The sequence below is a fragment of the Candidatus Sulfuricurvum sp. RIFRC-1 genome (genome assembly GCF_000310245.1).
Classification (GTDB): domain Bacteria; phylum Campylobacterota; class Campylobacteria; order Campylobacterales; family Sulfurimonadaceae; genus Sulfuricurvum.
Genome location: NC_020505.1, coordinates 1,748,634 through 1,765,327, shown reverse-complemented (window position 1 = coordinate 1,765,327; position 16,694 = coordinate 1,748,634). Strand labels below are relative to the sequence as shown.

The 16,694-nt window shown below is 40.4% G+C and carries 16 protein-coding genes and 1 tRNA gene; 3 read left to right on the top strand and 14 right to left on the bottom strand.

The window, feature by feature from the left end:
- Positions 1 to 338: 338 nt before the first annotated feature.
- From B649_RS08900 to pyrF, 6 genes are all read right to left on the bottom strand, one after another.
- Positions 339 to 530, bottom strand: a complete 192-nt coding sequence (locus B649_RS08900) for a helix-turn-helix domain-containing protein (RefSeq protein ID WP_015654192.1) — start codon at positions 528 to 530, stop codon at positions 339 to 341.
- Positions 531 to 654: 124 nt separating this feature from the next.
- Positions 655 to 1,233 carry a hypothetical protein gene (locus B649_RS08895; protein WP_015654191.1) on the bottom strand — a complete coding sequence of 193 codons (579 nt, stop codon included), beginning with the start codon at positions 1,231 to 1,233 and terminating at the stop codon, positions 655 to 657.
- Positions 1,230 to 2,480 carry an integrase arm-type DNA-binding domain-containing protein gene (locus B649_RS08890; protein WP_015654190.1) on the bottom strand — a complete coding sequence of 417 codons (1,251 nt, stop codon included), beginning with the start codon at positions 2,478 to 2,480 and terminating at the stop codon, positions 1,230 to 1,232. Before B649_RS08890 ends, B649_RS08895 begins: the two co-directional genes overlap by 4 nt.
- Positions 2,481 to 2,680: 200 nt before the next feature.
- A tRNA-Ser gene (locus tag B649_RS08885) sits at positions 2,681 to 2,770 on the bottom strand.
- A 68-nt stretch (positions 2,771 to 2,838) separates the two neighbouring features.
- A complete protein-coding gene (locus tag B649_RS12600) occupies positions 2,839 to 2,985 on the bottom strand; it encodes a hypothetical protein (RefSeq protein WP_291750876.1) in 147 nt (48 codons plus the stop codon).
- Positions 2,986 to 3,034: 49 nt separating this feature from the next.
- Positions 3,035 to 3,718 (bottom strand): orotidine-5'-phosphate decarboxylase, encoded by a 684-nt coding sequence (pyrF, locus tag B649_RS08880; protein ID WP_015654189.1) that lies wholly within the window; start codon positions 3,716 to 3,718, stop codon positions 3,035 to 3,037.
- A gap of 123 nt (positions 3,719 to 3,841) precedes the next feature.
- On the opposite strand from pyrF, the gene B649_RS08875 reads away from it, so the two are divergent.
- Positions 3,842 to 4,408, top strand: coding sequence for a YceI family protein (locus B649_RS08875; RefSeq protein WP_015654188.1), 567 nt, complete (start codon positions 3,842 to 3,844; stop codon positions 4,406 to 4,408).
- On the opposite strand, the gene B649_RS08870 is transcribed toward B649_RS08875, so the two are convergent.
- Together B649_RS08870 and B649_RS08865 are read right to left on the bottom strand one after the other, a co-directional pair.
- Entirely contained in the window at positions 4,409 to 4,810 is a 402-nt protein-coding gene (locus B649_RS08870; protein ID WP_015654187.1) for a hypothetical protein, read from the bottom strand.
- A gap of 1 nt (position 4,811) precedes the next feature.
- On the bottom strand, positions 4,812 to 7,430 hold the full coding sequence (locus B649_RS08865) for a valine--tRNA ligase (protein WP_015654186.1): 2,619 nt from the start codon (positions 7,428 to 7,430) through the stop codon (positions 4,812 to 4,814).
- Positions 7,431 to 7,530: 100 nt separating this feature from the next.
- Between B649_RS08865 and fliW the strand changes: the two genes are divergently transcribed.
- The gene (gene fliW, locus B649_RS08860) at positions 7,531 to 7,911 is read left to right on the top strand and encodes a flagellar assembly protein FliW (protein WP_015654185.1); all 381 of its coding nucleotides are present in this window, start codon (positions 7,531 to 7,533) and stop codon (positions 7,909 to 7,911) included.
- A gap of 34 nt (positions 7,912 to 7,945) precedes the next feature.
- The gene (locus B649_RS08855) at positions 7,946 to 10,024 is read left to right on the top strand and encodes an ATP-dependent helicase (RefSeq protein ID WP_015654184.1); all 2,079 of its coding nucleotides are present in this window, start codon (positions 7,946 to 7,948) and stop codon (positions 10,022 to 10,024) included.
- Between the two features lie 9 nt (positions 10,025 to 10,033).
- Here the strand turns inward: B649_RS08855 and B649_RS08850 are convergent, their stop codons facing one another.
- Genes B649_RS08850 through mshL form a run of 6 tightly spaced genes read right to left on the bottom strand, consistent with a single transcriptional unit; the run spans position 10,034 to position 16,691 of the window.
- On the bottom strand, positions 10,034 to 11,281 hold the full coding sequence (locus tag B649_RS08850) for a type II secretion system F family protein (protein WP_015654183.1): 1,248 nt from the start codon (positions 11,279 to 11,281) through the stop codon (positions 10,034 to 10,036).
- Positions 11,278 to 13,014, bottom strand: coding sequence for a GspE/PulE family protein (locus B649_RS08845; protein WP_015654182.1), 1,737 nt, complete (start codon positions 13,012 to 13,014; stop codon positions 11,278 to 11,280). Before B649_RS08845 ends, B649_RS08850 begins: the two co-directional genes overlap by 4 nt.
- A 14-nt stretch (positions 13,015 to 13,028) precedes the next feature.
- Positions 13,029 to 13,568: a hypothetical protein gene (locus B649_RS08840; RefSeq protein WP_015654181.1), complete on the bottom strand. Its 540-nt coding sequence runs from the start codon at positions 13,566 to 13,568 to the stop codon at positions 13,029 to 13,031.
- Positions 13,565 to 14,311 (bottom strand): CDC27 family protein, encoded by a 747-nt coding sequence (locus B649_RS08835; RefSeq protein WP_015654180.1) that lies wholly within the window; start codon positions 14,309 to 14,311, stop codon positions 13,565 to 13,567. Before B649_RS08835 ends, B649_RS08840 begins: the two co-directional genes overlap by 4 nt.
- Positions 14,304 to 15,113, bottom strand: coding sequence for an ATP-binding protein (locus tag B649_RS08830; RefSeq protein ID WP_015654179.1), 810 nt, complete (start codon positions 15,111 to 15,113; stop codon positions 14,304 to 14,306). Before B649_RS08830 ends, B649_RS08835 begins: the two co-directional genes overlap by 8 nt.
- A gap of 3 nt (positions 15,114 to 15,116) precedes the next feature.
- Entirely contained in the window at positions 15,117 to 16,691 is a 1,575-nt protein-coding gene (mshL, locus tag B649_RS08825; protein ID WP_015654178.1) for a pilus (MSHA type) biogenesis protein MshL, read from the bottom strand.
- Positions 16,692 to 16,694 lie beyond the last annotated feature (3 nt).

The following is a 16,694-nucleotide window of genomic DNA, read 5'->3' as shown; positions in this document are numbered from 1 at the left end:
TCGCCTCATTAGACGGTATTAGTCTCTATGGTAAGGGGTGTTTTTTTCAACCTTAAGAGGCGTTTTTCACATTTTTAAGTGCGTTTTTTTTGGCTTGTATTTCTTCCTACAATCATATTGTGGATTATCTTCGAGTAGCTGATTTTTAATTCTACTTACCGTAGAGAGAACACTATAAAATCTTGGCTCTAACTGTATAACGTGACTGTCCGCATGAAACTCATTTGCGTATTCGTGCATGATGTTTGCGTTACTATTGTCACTACCAAACTTTTGAGGGTTTGATTTAATTTTCTCAAGCGTCCAAACGTCGAGTTGTTTTTTAAAGAACTTATCCATTACACTACCGCCATACGTGAAGCGATAAACGCATCTAAATCGGACTTCGCCCATACCGTCACACGGTCGCTTAACTTGATTGCTTTGATCTTCCCTTGCTTGGTAAATAACCAAACAGTTGAGACACCTATCCCCATGTATTGAGCCGTTTGTTTTGCTCTTTTGTATTCTTCGAATTGTGATGTATCCATTGTGATAATCCTTGGAAAAAGATTACCGCCACGCGCTTTGGTATGTGTTATTGTATGGGCTTAGAGGGTTTTAGTCCAACACAGAAAAATACAATAATCAGCATTTTTATGGGAGGGTGATCTATTAAAATTTGGCTATAAACTCTCTAACAGATAAAAAATCAATGGGAAGAGAATGACGTCTTAGTATTTCGATAACCATATTTTCAATATCTTTTTTTGTAGTTTCATTGTCAAAATATGCTCTTTTTCTAACTAAAATCATTTTATCTTTATCTGTTGCTTTTTTCATATTATTTAAATCGTGTAATATGCTTTCGGAGGTGCCTATAAATGTTTTTACATTTTCTTTGAAAATATCATTAAGCTCATCGCTGTCAGGTTCACCAACGTGTTTAAAATTATCTCTATCTCTCAATCTATTTATAAACTCTAAAAATCTTTCAACCGTCTCAATGTCCCTTTTGATAACGCGTTTAGGCGTTTTTGATTGGGTGGTATAGTCATAAGTATTACAATTTATGAATGCATAAATTTGATGAAAAATATTGAATGTCTCCATATTTTTATAATCATCGGGGATACCGTCTAAAAAACTGGTATGGTGTTGTAGTGTATCTGAGTGATGCAATATAAATCTTTGCATCCATGAACCTTGATTGCTTTCTTTTTCAAACTTTTTTATATGTTCCCAAAACGTCATTTTTTCACCTCATCGAGATAATCCGCCCACCATTGCATAAGCCCTAAACGCTCTTGAGCGTATTGAGCATGATTGTATGCCCCCTTAACCTTGTTTCCCTCGACGTGTGCTAAACATCGCTCTATTACGTCGGTGTGGTAGCCGTGTACGGTTATGTTTTCGTTTGCTATGGTGCTAAACATTGCTCTAAACCCGTGAGATACTATCTCCTCTTTAGTGTACCCCAAACGTCTTAATGCTTGATTCATTGTGTTTTCGCTGATAGGTTTAATAGAGGTGTGGAGAGAATGAAACAAGTATTTACTTTTGTGTTGAGTGTGTGGGCGTAGGGTTTCTATTACTTCTTTTACTTGCTTCGTGATCGGTACGATATGGGGGCGTTTCATTTTCATTTTTTCAGCGGGGATAATCCACTCATTTTTTTCTAAATCAAATTCGTCCCATTCAGCAAAGCGGATATTATAGGGGCGTTGAGCGGTGAGGGTTGCTAACTGTAAAGCACTCTTTACGATTATTTCCCCGTGGTAGTCGTCTATCGCATTTAAAAGTATTCCTACCTTTTTAGGGTCGGTGATTGTCGCCATATTTTTACGCTCTATTTTTCCGATTACAAAGCGTTTATCAATATCGGCGGTGATGTTGTGCGGGGTGATTTCACGGGTTACGGCGTAGCGGTACACTTGGGAAATAATATTGAGGGTTCTTAGTGCCGTATCGGCTTTGTTTACAGCTTTTAATCTATCCAAACACTCGATTATCATCATACGGGTTACGTCGTTGATCGGTTTGTCTCCTATGTAGGGGAAGATATGATTTTCAAGTCGTGCCAGTTTAAGAGAGTGATAGCGGGGTACAAGTTCGCCCGTGATACTGTCGATAAACTCCCGTGATACTTTTTCAAAGGTGTTTAACAATATGGTGGTTTCGGCTTTGGCTTCTTCCGCTTCGATACGCTTTTGTTCTTTTTGCGCTTGTTTCTCTTTGATCGGGTCGATACCGTTTATAACTTTCGCTTTGAGTTCGTCACGCTTTGCTCTTGCTTTGGATAATGACGTGGCGGGGTAGGCTCCCCCCGTTGTCTTTTTCGCTTTCCCCTCAACGGTGTAACGTATCTCCCAAACTTTTCTGCCATCGGGTTTTATATTCAGCTGTAAGCCGTTTCCATCGGGTAGGGTGTACTCTTTATCTTTGGGTTTAGCGTTCTTTATAGCGGTATCGGTGAGTGATGTAACCTGTCTATTCGCCATAATGTACCCCTCGTTAATGTACCTTTTTTAGGTATTGATAAGGTACATTATACGAAAGTACATTAAAAGGTACATTAAGAACGTAGATGTTGTTAGATTGAATAAAGATGTATTAGAGGCTAAATAGTGTTAAAAGTGCCTATTTAAGGGGTTTTAGTTTGTCTTTTTGGATTGTATTAGAGGGGATTAAATTGATGTGGTGGCGGACGAGGAGAGATTCGAACTCTCGGTACCGTTGCCAGTACGTCTCCTTAGCAGGGAGGTGGATTCAGCCGCTTTCCTACTCGTCCATTTACAAAGAGGGCGTAATTATAAGCAGGTGTAGATAACAAGCACCTTAAATTGGTGCTTGTTTAGGTTAAATTGCCGGGGAGTTTTTTGGATTAGAGATTATTTGATCCAAAAGGGATTGTAATTGAATGGCAAGAGCTTCATTGGAAGCTTTTGCTTCAGCAATTTTTTCTTTTAATTTCACAATTAACTCGATTTTATCCATAAATTTCATACGGTCTCCTTGCAAGTATTTAAAGAAATAAAGCAAAGAATATGCCAATTTATAAAACAGCGAGTATTTTTTCCACTACTTCAGCAGGATTTTCAGCAGTATAAATCGGGCGACCGACGACGATAAAATCAACTTTTTCATTTTGTGCTACTTCTATTGTCGCAACACGCTCCTGATCTCCCGCATCTTCACCAAACGGGCGGATGCCCGGTGTTAGAGTGATGAATCCTTTTGAGGTAAGAGATTTGATCGAAGCACTTTCGTAAGCACTGCATACGACACCGTCCAATCCCGCTTCATGCGCATCTTTTGCAAAACAATCCGCTTTGGTTGCTATATTTTCATTATAGACATGGTTGAACTCACTTTCTTCGAACGATGTGAGGGCAGTAACGGCAAGGACTAAAGGGCGATTTTCATACGGTTCGAGGCGCTTCATCACTTCTCGCATTGCTTTTCGGCCGGCGGAAGCGTGAACATTGAACATATCAACACCTAAGCCCATGATCGATTCCGCAGCGTCAGCCATCGTATTAGGGATATCATAAAGTTTGAGATCCAAAAAGATTTTAAAATCGGGATTGATGGTTTTGATTGCATCTATAAAGGGTTTTCCGTCACGAATGTAAGAGCGCAAACCTACTTTGAGCCAAATAGGATAGTCTTTGATTTTTGTAACGAGAGCTAAATTGTCTTCCTGATTTGGAAGATCAAGTGCAACGCATAAGTGCATGAGAAACCTTTGGAAATTGATAGCAAAAGTATAGCTTAAAAAGTATCATCATTATTCTTACGTTAATAATTCATTGAGAAAAACAATCTACAATATGCACAGATTAACCCAAAAGGATAGACGATGAAAAAGAATATTTTAGCAACAGTAATGGTAGGCTTATTGCTCGGTTCAACGGCGCTCTCGGCTGCTCTCTATAAAGTGGATCCATCCCATTCAAACGTAGGGTTTAAAGTCAAACATATGATGATCAGTACAGTAAGCGGAAAATTCACTAATTTCAGCGGGATTTATGATTTAGAGAAGGGGCAGTTTAAATCATTGAGCGGTTCAATGAAAGCGGATTCTATCGATACGGGGATTGTGAAGCGTGATGATCATTTACGAAGCTCGGATTTCTTTGATGCGGCAAAATTTGGGGATATTTCATTTGTGATGACAAGTACATCAAAAAGTAAAATGACGGGAAATTTGACGATTCGAGGCATTACGAAAAAAGTTGTTTTGGATATCGACATGGGCGGAGTTGTGGAAGATCCGTGGGGTAATCAACGTTCTGGATTTGTGTTGAGTGGTCAAGTTAACCGTAAAGATTATGGTTTGAATTGGAACAAAGCGATAGAAGCTGGCGGTGTGGTTGTCGGAGATGAAGTGAAACTTATTGTAGAAATCGAAGGGATCGCGGAATAATTAAAAGGTTTTGATAAATCCGTCTCGTTTGGGACGGAACCCTCCCAAATGATTGATTGACAACCCCTGTTGTTTTCCCCAGATTAAAATACTTTGACAGTTGTGCATTTTGGCGTAATCACCCAAATAATCGATCATCTCTAGACTCAGATACTCATACCCAAGATGGGTAATAAAATCATCAACGATTAAGTGCCGTCCTAACTCTAAATTCTCCCGTATACTCACACCTGCATATATCCGTAACGCTCCCCTCTCATAGGCGCCGATAGGACGGTAATCTTTGGGATAGTGAGACGTGATAAACGTTTCAAATTGATCATTTGAGAGTTCGGTGCGGAGTGCTGAGAGGAGAGTGTACCCCTCGCTCAGCTCAGTTGAGGAGAGTTCCCGAAATTGCACGTTAGTTGCCTAACGCACCGAGCTGAGCATCGATTTTGGATACTTTATCTTCCGCATCGGCTAATCCTTCACGGTTTTGGATGATGACCGCTTCAGGAGCATTGGCTACAAAACGCTCATTGGAGAGCATCCCTTGTAGTTTGTCAGCCTCTTTTTGGAGTTTTTCACGCTGTTTCGTGAGTCGGTCGATGATCGGGCTCAAATCAATCGCGTCGGTTGGAAGGTAAACCTCAACCGATTCTCCGATATCGCTAATCGCATTGTCGATTTTAGAATCGGTAAAATGAAGTGTTTCTACTTTGGCTAGGCGGATAATGAATGGTGCCATCGTCTCTTGATCGCCATTGCATTTAAGGTAAGCGAGATCGATTTTTTGGTTCCCCAAATCAACAAGGGTTTTAGCCCGGCGAATAGTTACAATGGCATCCATGATGATGGCAAATTCTGCTTCGATCGCTTCATTCACCGTCACCTCTTCAGGATACGACATTACCATAATCGAATTACCCTCTTCGAGCGAGGTGCCGGAGAGTTCATGATAAAGGTACTCGGTGATAAAAGGCATAAACGGATGGAGAAGTTTCATTGACTCTTTGAAGATGCTTCCCAGTTCGTTAACGCTCTCTTTGGACGCTTTCCCTAACTCGATACCCCAGTCGCAGAACTCATTCCACAAGAAGCGGTAAAGTACCGTTGCCGCATCGTTAAAACGGTATTCGTCTAAGAATGCTCTCGTCTCAGCTGTCGCGCGGTGAAAACGGCTCAACATATAGCGGCCCAGCGGAGTGGTGATTTCCTGATCCGCTAAATCTTTGAATGTAGACACGTTCATTTGCAAGAATTTTGAAGCATTAAAAAGTTTGTTGGTAAAGTTTCGACTTTGCTCTAATCGGTCGTTACTGAGCCGAATGTCGCGTCCTTGAACTGCAAGGACAGCTAAGGTGAAACGCAATGCATCGGCACTGTATTTTTCGACCATATCGAGCGGATCGATGACATTCCCTTTGGATTTGGACATTTTTTGACCGTGCTCATCCCGTACCAATGCATGAAGGTAGATATGTTTAAACGGTAACTCTCCCGTAAAACTCTCACCCATCATCATCATACGCGCAACCCAGAAGAAAAGAATATCAAATCCGGTGATAAGAAGAGTGTTAGGATAGAAACGAGCCATATCTTCGCTTTGGAAGAGTTGATCTTGAGCGGTATCGCCGTTCCCCCATCCGAGTGTTGAGAACGGCCAGAGTGCGGAGCTGAACCATGTATCGAGAACATCAGGGTCTTGAGTGAAATTTTTACTCGCACAATGAGGGCATGAAGACGGATGTTCTTCCAAACTAGCCCACTCATGAGCGCAAGAGTCGCAGTAAAATACCGGAATACGATGTCCCCACCAAAGCTGGCGTGAGATACACCAATCGCGTAATTCACCCATCCAAGCATTGTAGCTGTTGATCCAGTGAGGAGGGAAAAATTGGGTCAATCCCTCATTGGTTTTATCAATAGAACCGCGTGCAACCTCTTTGCGGACAAACCACTGTTTGGAAATATACGGTTCAACGATATTTTTACAGCGGTAACAATGCCCCACTTGGTGGGTGTGCTCTTCGATTTTCTCGATAAATCCCGCCTCTTCGAGACGTTTGACGATAACAGCGCGTGCTTCGAGACGCTCTAATCCTTCAAACTCTCCGGCGTGCTGGTTCAATATCCCTTTTTCGTCAAACACGGTGATGAATTCCAGATCGTGTCGTTTTCCCACTTCGTAGTCATTCGTATCATGCGCAGGAGTGACTTTTACGACACCGGTTCCAAACTCACGATCGACATGACTGTCGGCAATGATTTTAATGTCGCGGTTTATAAGCGGAAGGGTGACACTTTGTCCGATGAGGTGAAGGTAACGCTCATCATCAGGATGAACCATAATGGCAGTATCACCGAAGTAGGTTTCAGGACGGGTGGTAGCAACAACAATATGACCGCTGCCGTCACTGAACGGATAGCGCATGTGGTAGAAATTGCCCTGGTGTTCTTCGTGCTCTACTTCGATATCGCTCAATGCACCATCATGAGTACACCAGTTGACCATGTAGTTGCCGCGTACGATGAGATTTTGGTTGTAGAGGTGGACGAATGCCTCTTTAACGGAGGACTTTAGCCCCTCATCCATCGTAAAGCGTTCACGACTCCATGCGGGAGAGACACCGAGTTTCCGGAGTTGTCCGACCATAATCCCGCCGCTCTCCTCTTTCCACTCCCAAACACGCTCTAAAAACGCTTCGCGTCCGAGTTCTTCTTTGGTTTTCCCCTCAGCAAGGAGCTGTTTTTCCACGACGTTTTGAGTAGCAATTCCGGCATGGTCGGTTCCCGGTTGCCAAAGGGTCATATAACCGTCCATCCGTTTGTAGCGGACGATAATGTCTTGGAGGGTGAAGGTTAGACCGTGTCCGATATGAAGCCTACCCGTGACATTCGGCGGAGGCATCATAATGGCAAAATGTTTATCCGGCTTTGTAATCGATTTATTTCCGTCGATTTCAAAATAACCCCGCTCTTCCCAAATGGGATAGTAAGTCTCTTCAATATTTTTGGGATCGTAATGGGTAGCTGACATAACAAGGCCTTGGGTACAAAAAATATCGCGAATTATACCAAAATTCGGAGGAACGCGATTTGCTTTTAGTGAGGAAATACTGTAGTTTAAAGGATCATTAATGCAATTTCAAGTTAAATCGACAATATTAGGATTTGAAAGTATTGGATGTGTAGAGTTGCATGAGATTGATGAATTGTTTTCAACGCTTCAAAGTTGTGACGGGAGTATTAGTTTTACCTTGGCAAATCCATATGTTTTGCGTGAATATTCATTTGATTTGCCAACAGCAATACGAGTATTACTCGACATTAATGAAGATTCAAAGGTAGTGGTATATAATATCGCCGTAATTCAAGACCCGCTCGATGAATCGTGCATAAACTTCCTAGCCCCGCTTATTTTTAATCAAGACAATGCGACCATGGCGCAAGCGGTATTAGATGTGAAAAATCATCCCGGTTTAGGCTTGGCTGAACCTATCAAAAATTTTAAATCATAATGTAGCTCCTATACTTGGGGCTTCAAGGAGCCTCTTGCCACTTTCCCGCCTCAACGTTCAACAATATACTGCCGCAACTGCTCCGTATGGACATAATCTTATTATAGCTTCAGCCGGTACGGGAAAAACTTCGACGATTGTTGGGCGTATTGCTTATCTTATCTCTCAAAATGTAAAACCTGAAGAGATTTTACTCCTTACTTTTACCAACAAAGCCGCCGCTGAGATGGTGGAGAGGGTAGCGGCATTTTTCGGTCGGGAGATCGCTTCTAAGATCGATGCCGGGACATTTCATGCGGTGAGTTATCGCTGGCTCAAACGCAAAGAGGGAAAAGTCGTTCTCAAACAGCCCAGAGAACTCAAAACTCTTTTCCGCAGTGTGTATGAAAAACGGACATTCAGCCACATTGATTGTGCGACATCGGCATACGGTGCCAATTATCTGTATGATGTGTATTCTTTTTACCAAAATACAGAACTGAACGTTAATTTTGAAGAGTGGATTTTAACAAGGCAAGATGAACACGCTGTGTATGCGGCGATTTATGCCGATATTATTGATGAATTTGAAGCGCTGAAAAAAGAGTATGGCTTCGTAAATTTTAATGATTTGCTTCTTCATATGCGTGATCTTGCACAGCAGAGTGATTTGGGGTATAAAGAGGTATTGATTGACGAGTACCAAGATACGAATGCCCTTCAGGGGACGCTGATCAACGCTATGCGCCCTCCGTCACTTTTTTGTGTGGGAGATTATGATCAGAGTATTTATGCTTTTAACGGGGCTGATATCTCTATTATTGGGTCATTTACGACCAATTTCCCCGATGCTGAGGTCTATACTCTTAATAAAAACTACCGTTCAACCGTTCCGATCCTCTCTTTGGCCAATACGGTTATCGCCTATAATGAACGGATATACCCAAAAGCTTTGGAAGTAACCCGAACGGCAGAAGCGCAAAGCCCCTCCTTGCTTATCTATGATGAACTGTTTGACCAGTATCATGGTATTGCTCAAAAAATCGGTGATTCTTCTACGAATCGAGAAGAAATCGCTGTAATCTTTCGAAATAATGCCTCGGCAGATGGTATTGAAGCGACCTTACGTGAAATGGGAATAGCGTGTCGGCGGCGCGGGGGAACCAGTTTTTTTGATTCGAAAGAGATCAAAGCCCTTTTGGATATGTATACTCTGCTTGTCAATGAATCGGATATGATGGCCTTTATCCATTTGTTTGATTATGCCAAAGGGGTAGGAAGTGCAATTGCAAAAGAGCTGTTTGTGGCATTGCAAAAACTGGGTCGCGGTTCGTTTTTGCGTGGATTGTATTCACCGGATTCTGAAATCTCTAACCCGTTTGAAAAACGGCGTCTTAATCATCAGTTAGGGCTGTTCGATGATTATGCTGAGCTTGGGAGTGCAGGGCGATTTGCAAAGCTTGGATTGGACCCTAACTTTATGGGGAATCCGATTCTGAAGCACGCTAAACTCACAAAAGATTCGGCTACCTTTTTGCATGATCTATTTATTTTATTCCGTCAATTGAGAGATATCAAAGAACCAAAAGCTGCGGTTCAAAAGATTGCACTTTCAGCGTTATACGGGCACGTTGTTGAGATGCTTTCCACAAGGCGGGCTATGACCGAAAATGGATCGATTGATGAGCGGGCTAAAAGTGAATCACAAGAGAGAATTCGTCGAAAATGCACTCTTTTGTTTGAACTTTCACGCCCGTATAAAGATCATGAACGTTTCTTGAATGCCATGGTTTTGGGCTCACAGGATTTGACGCAGGGGGAAGGGGTTCATCTGCTCAGTATTCATGCCTCCAAAGGGTTGGAATACCAAGAAGTGTATGTCATTGATTTAATGGATGGACGGTTTCCAAACCGAAAACTGATGTCTCGAAGCGGAAGTATTGAAGAGGAGAGACGACTTTTCTATGTATCGGTAACACGGGCAAAAGATCGTCTCTTTCTGAGCTATGCTAAATATGACAAAATCAAGAAAACCAATTTTGTCCCGTCGCAATTTTTATTTGAGGCTGGGCTGATTCCTAAAGATGAAACGTATAATGCTTTAGTCTCAAAAGGGTCAAGTGAAGAGGCTTAAAGCCTCTTTTTAGCGGCGGCCTTGGACCGCATTCCCCATTTCCCACATTGGTAAGAAAATACCCAGTGCCAATAATACAACCATACAAGCGATCAGTAAAAGCATAACCGGTTCAATCGCTTCGGAAAGACCGTCGATAATTGCATCGAACTTCATTTTATAATATTCCATGACTTTTTGCATCATGGCATCGAGCTGACCACTTGCTTCCCCTGCAGAGATCATTTGGATGATCATATTTTCAAAAAGCCCTGTTTCGGCTAAACCGTTATGGAGGGTTCCCCCTTTTTCAACGGTTTGCCGTACCGTCAGCAACTTTTCTTGAAGCGGGAGATTATCAATCATTGCAATAGATGTTTCCAGCGCTTCTGCAATGGGAATACCGGCACGTACAAGTTCGGAAAAGACAAGGGTAAACCGGTTAAGTGTTGCATACATAATGATATTTTTGATAAGGTAGGTTTTAAGAAGAAATTGATGCCATTTGTAACGAAATTCTCGATTGTGATTAAGCATATAGCGAAAAGCAACAACAAAAACAAAAATTCCTGCTAATACATATAAACCGTAAGTATTAAATAGATGTTCTAAAAACAATAAAATTTTTGTTGGCATAGGAAGCTCAGCATCTAGCTGTTCGAAGATCGTTTTAAATTGAGGTACAACGTAAGAGATAAGAACCGTAAATGCGATGGCCATGGCAATCATAACATTACGCGGATAAGCCATCGCCTTTTTGAATTTGATAATATTACGGCGGATCTCTTCGAGCATGTCCGCAAGCTTATGGAGGGCTTCAGCCATATTACCGGTTTTTTCACCGAGTTCAATCATTGCTAAAGAGAGATTTCCAAGCTCGTAGGAAAATTTTGCCGCAGATTGAGAAAGGCTGTGCCCGGCATTGATATCCTCTGCTATTGTTCCTAAAACCAATTGCAATGTTTTATCCGTTGTAGCATCGGCAATTTCTTTGAGTGAATCATGAATCGAAATTCCTGCATTGGTCATAACGGCCAGTTGGCGTATGGCTGCAATAAGGGCATCTTGTTTAAGCTTTCGTTTTTGTATGTTAGAGAATAGGCTCTCTTTTAATCGGCGAAGCTGATCCTCAATCGGCGCTGAAGTCTCATTGACTTTTAATATCATCCCGGAAAATTTGATTTTAGCCAAATAATGGGCTTCTTTTTTATTTTCGGCATACAAACCTTGTTCCGTTTTTTTCCCTTTGGTGAGAATTGTTACTATAAAATATTTCATCCTTTTGCCACCCTTAGTATTTCATCTAATGTTGTAACTCCATGCACGGCTTTTGCCATACCATTTTCAAACATACCTACAAACCCTTCACGCTTTGCTTCTTTGAGAAGGTCATCTTTTGATGCCCCTCTTGCAATCATACTGGAAATATTTTCAGTCATAGGGAGCACTTCACAAATCATTTCACGCCCCATATAACCGGATCCATTGCACTCTTTACATCCAGCTCCTTCATAAAAAACCGTATGAGGTGGAATGAGTGCACTGTACTCTTGAAGCAGTGTCTGCGGTATATCAACCTCTTTTTTACAGTGGGTACAAATCCTTCGTACAAGTCGCTGTGCTTGAACTGCAACTAAAGCACCGCTAATCAGATAAGGCTCAATCCCCATGTCAGACATACGGGGAATAGCGCTGATTGCATCATTGGTATGAAGCGTTGATATTACCAAGTGCCCTGTAAGAGCTGCTTTAATAGCAATTTCCAGAGTCTCATGGTCACGAATCTCTCCAATCATGATTTTATCCGGGTCTTGACGGAGAATGGAGCGTAGAGCGTCGGCGAAAGAGAGCCCAACCTTTGGATTGACTTGAACCTGTTGAATCAAATTCATACGATACTCAACCGGATCTTCTACGGTGATGACTTTATCTTCAACATTACGGAGTTCGTTTAACGCACCGTAAAGAGTCGTTGTTTTACCGCTTCCGGTAGGACCGGTAACTAAGATAATACCAAAAGGAGACTGAAGCCCTTTAATGAGTTTTTGGTAACTTGCACTGTCCATCCCTGAATCTTCAAGCTTGACCAACGCTTTGGTTTTATCCAAAATACGCATTACGATGGACTCTCCATAAATAATCGGGAGAGTAGAGAGACGAAAATCAAATTCGGCGTCCATAACCATCGCAGAAAAACGACCATCTTGAGGTTTACGGCGTTCTGCGATATCAAGATTGGCTAAGAGTTTAATTCGTGACGCCAAAGGGGGATAAATATCACGGTCGAAAATAAAGATTTCAGCCAATTTTCCATCCACCCGTCCACGTACAACACAGTTACGCTCGGTCGGTTCAATATGGATGTCACTGGCACGTCCTTTTATGCAGGCTTTTAGAATAACATCAATAAGTTGGAGAATGGAGGAAGCTTCTTGCTGTTCTTCAATGGTTCCGATATTGCGTAATTCGTTGCGAATATTGCTAACGAGTTCTTTAACACTGTCTTTCAGCTCCATTTTGAATAAATAGGCTTGAATCTGCTTCTCTGTGGCAACGGAAATTTTGAGTGATTTACGAGGGAAAAGACGTTGAATCGACTCTTGCGCTTCCATATTTAAAGGGTCAGAAAACGCAACAACAACGTACATGTCATCTTGAGAAATAGGGAGGGCATTGTAACGTTTAAGTTGCGCCGTCGGTATTTTTTCAACGAGTCGATAATCCATATCAATGGAGTCAAGATCGATAAACGGAACTTCGATAACTTCAGCTAAATGGGATAGTATCGATGCTTCATCTAAAAAATGGTAATTTTTGATAATGGAGAATTCATATCGGCCGAGTCGGATTTGTTCAACAATAAATCGTTTGATAAAATTGATCGATACAGCACCCACTTTCGTAAGTGTCTCTAAAACGGTATCGTCCTGAACTCCTCTGGATGTGAGACGATCAATTTGCTGTTGGGTGATATGGCGTTTTTCAAGTAAATCGTGGGTAATCCGATCCATATCCTAATCCTTATTCAATATACGTGATGAATAGTTAATATTTTATCATAATATTCATCTATCGCTATACTCTTTTTCCCATTTACCTGCGTTGTGTAGAGTTTAAAACTTTGTCTTGGAGCAGCAGGGTCTTGATATTCTTTAATGATATCATTGTTCTTTGGATTTTTGACATAAAGATCAAAGATTTTTGAAAGTAAATGACCGCTGGTAGGAAAATTCATATTACGGATAGGTTTATTATCATACAACGCTTGCATTAAGAGTTTTTTTTGCATAACAATAAGTGCAAAATAAGCACTGTTGGCACGTGCATCTGCAGTCTCTGATAAAGCTGACATCACTGGTGAAAGGCGATCAATATGATCGGCTTTTAAACAGGAAAATCCAATCAAAGAGATAAAGGAATCATTGGAAGAATTGCGTGAAAAATACGTGTATCCAAATGTACAAGCTTCTGAATACATACCTTTCTGATATAAGTCAAAAAGTTTTTGGTTTACCTCTGCAGATAAACTACAGGAAAAAAAAATTAAAACAGCAATGATTTTCATTTAAAATTTCCTCTTTCAATAGTGTCTAACAGAGCTCTTGCTGCTTCTGAATTGGATTGCGAAATATAAAGCTGAAGGGTTTTTTTTGCTTGATCGGTTCTACCAAGTTTTACCAATGATTTTGAAAAAAGGATCCAGCTTTCATCGATTCGATTATTAAGATTATTGGTTTTTAAAGCATAGTTATAAGCTTCATCGTAATTTCCATGATCATAATAATAGCGGGCAATAAAAAGACCAAGATTAGCATTAGAAGTCTCTTTAAATCGACGTTGTAGATCATTTATATCGAGTTTAGACTCATTATTTCGATTGATCGAAAGTGATCCTTCATGATTATTGGATTTCATAACGGGAGGAGGAACATACTCTGGTATATTCAAGGTTTTTGGTGTCGATGTTACAGACAGCGGGATAGATTTGGTTTTTGCCGAAGTGGAGGTTAGTGATGTTTGATTAGGACTTGGAGTGTTCTGAAAGGATTGAATAAAATCCATGGATGGTTCTAAAACAGTAGTGTTGTCTTCAACTGTCGGAGTAAGAGGCGATAGGGCAGTTGTTTTTTTAGAGGAAATACTAATTGGATTTTTTACAATAGCGATCTGGATAGGTTTTTCAGCTTTAAGCCATAAAAAAGTACCAACAATCAATGATATCAATAGAAAAAAAACAATAAAATAAGGGGCAAAAGATTTGAGTTTGTATTTTAACCAGCGACGTTCCAATTTTTTAATATCAAGCATGTATTAATCCTGTATGAATAGCGGCCATTTCAATCCATTTAGGTTTGATCGTATTGTATTTAATAAGTGTTGGATTATTTTCTTCATACCAACAATACAAGCTAAAAAGAGAAAAGAGCAATTTATTGGTCTCACGATAGTTCCCTCTTGTTAAGGAGGCAATTAATTTCATATTTTTATCATTAAACATATTGGCAACATCAAAACAGTTAGCTTTGAGAAGCTTTTTTTGAACGTATATTTTGAGTTCTTCAGCTGAGGCATTTTGTAATTCAATACTCTCCCATATACGCGTTTGAAAATGTTCTTTTGCAATAATGTCTTCTTGATCTGTTTTATGAAGAGTAATCACAAATTTGATGGCTCTCGCATCGGATATAAGACGAATTTTTTCCATTAATGCAGGGGAATACAACTGCGCTTCATCTAATAAAACAATGGGTATCGTACTCAGCGAGAGAGCCGAAGAGATTTCCAAAAAACGGTTAAGAGTCATTACTTCACGAGGTGCATGGCCAAAAATATTTTGGGCAAGAACACGTAAAAAATCATCTTCATCCACTATCGGAGTTGAAACCATTAAAACTTTTTGATGCTTGGAGAGGTCGTGATGTAATTTATGCAACAGCATACTTTTGCCGGTCCCTGGTCTGCCATACAACAAGATCATTTTTAATGGCTTTTGAACCGAATTTTTCAATGATTGATACATATGTGAAACACTGTCAATTTGAACATAATCTCTTGGATTGACAATGTCTAAAAAAAGGTCACGCGGCTTCGAGAAAAGGGAGTTCTCCATCCGCTATTTACTTTCTTTCTTTACTTCTTCTTCAATTTGTTTTCCGAGACGCGTATAGCCTAAGTCGCCTAAACTAAGTGAATCTTTTTCTTTTTTTACAATATGCGGCTCAATAATAATTACAATTTCTTCGGTTCGTTTACTCATACCTTCGCGTTTGAAGAGATATCCAAGAACTGGGATATCCCCTAATAAAGGTACTTTATTGTCATCTTGAATATTTTTAGTATTTATGAGTCCTCCAAGAATAACTCGGCTACCATCTTTCACGCTAATTACTGATGACATTTGACGACGACTTAGATCGGGCGGCATACTCCGTGTTGCATTATCGACAGATAATTGGCTTGCTGTTTCAGAAATAGAAGGATTGATTCGTAACGTAATACTGCCATCATTCGAAATTTCAGGAGTGATGTCCAGTAAAACCCCAGAAAAAACGGAGCTGACTACTTCAGTAGTCGCCTGTTCTCCTGTCGTTCCACCTGCCAATGTTGAAGTGTTTTTGGTTTTGTAAAAATATTCAGTACCTGCTGTAATTAAGGCAGGTTGATTATTTAAAGTTAAAATTTTTGGATTTGAGATGGAGTAGACATCACCTTGCGTTTTCAAGAATTTGATAACTTCATTAAGACTGCCTTGTGCCCCAAGCTGGAAAATGCTTCCGATATTACGAGGATTTGTGCCTCCCGTCACTGTTTCAATCTCACCGATGATATTATTTTTGGCCGTACCGGTAAACGTATCAATGTTTTTTGTATTGTAAACGTTAAAGCCTAGTCCAATATTTTGTAATGCATAGAGTTGAGACCAGTCAATACCCGTTGACGTTGCATCGCTGAATACGACACTGTACATTTTTACATCCATTAAAACTTGTGTCTGCATTTTCTTTTGAAGGTCGTCTAAATAAGTATCCAGACGTTTTAATTGAGAACTGGTTGCCGTTACAGTAATTAAACCTGCATTTTTGTTGATCAGTGGCAGTTTTGCAGTATAGGCATCTTCAGGACGGTTAAGAATACCTTCTATTTCCTTATCAAGAATTTCCCAAAATTGTACTTCATCACTTGACGTTATTTTTATCCCTGATTCAGAAGATGCACCACTTTGCTGCCCGCTTGCAGATGTTGCAGATGATGTAGTAGCTGAAGTGCTAGTATTTGAACTTAACGTGATATTTGCACTTCCGGTGCCTTTACGTTGTGAAATAATATAATCAATATTATATGTTTTAGTTGCTAGATATGAAATCTTCAAAACATTATTATTTAATGTATATTGAAGACTATTTTCTTTAATGATCAAATCAAGCACTTCATTGATTGTAAGATTTTTTAAAAAGGTTTTATTCATCCCTTTTGTAAGAATTTTTTCTGCTTCACTGTCTGTTACAATGATGCTTATTCCACATTCATCACTGAGTTGGTCAACGAATTCTCCTACACTTGTCCCTTTTACGGAAGAGATATTGAAAAGCTCATAGCTACAATCTGCCTGTAAAGTTGGAGATAGAAGGGCAGCCGTGGCAACGGATAACATAAACGCTCGTGCATGGTGTTTAATTACAGATGTCATGAT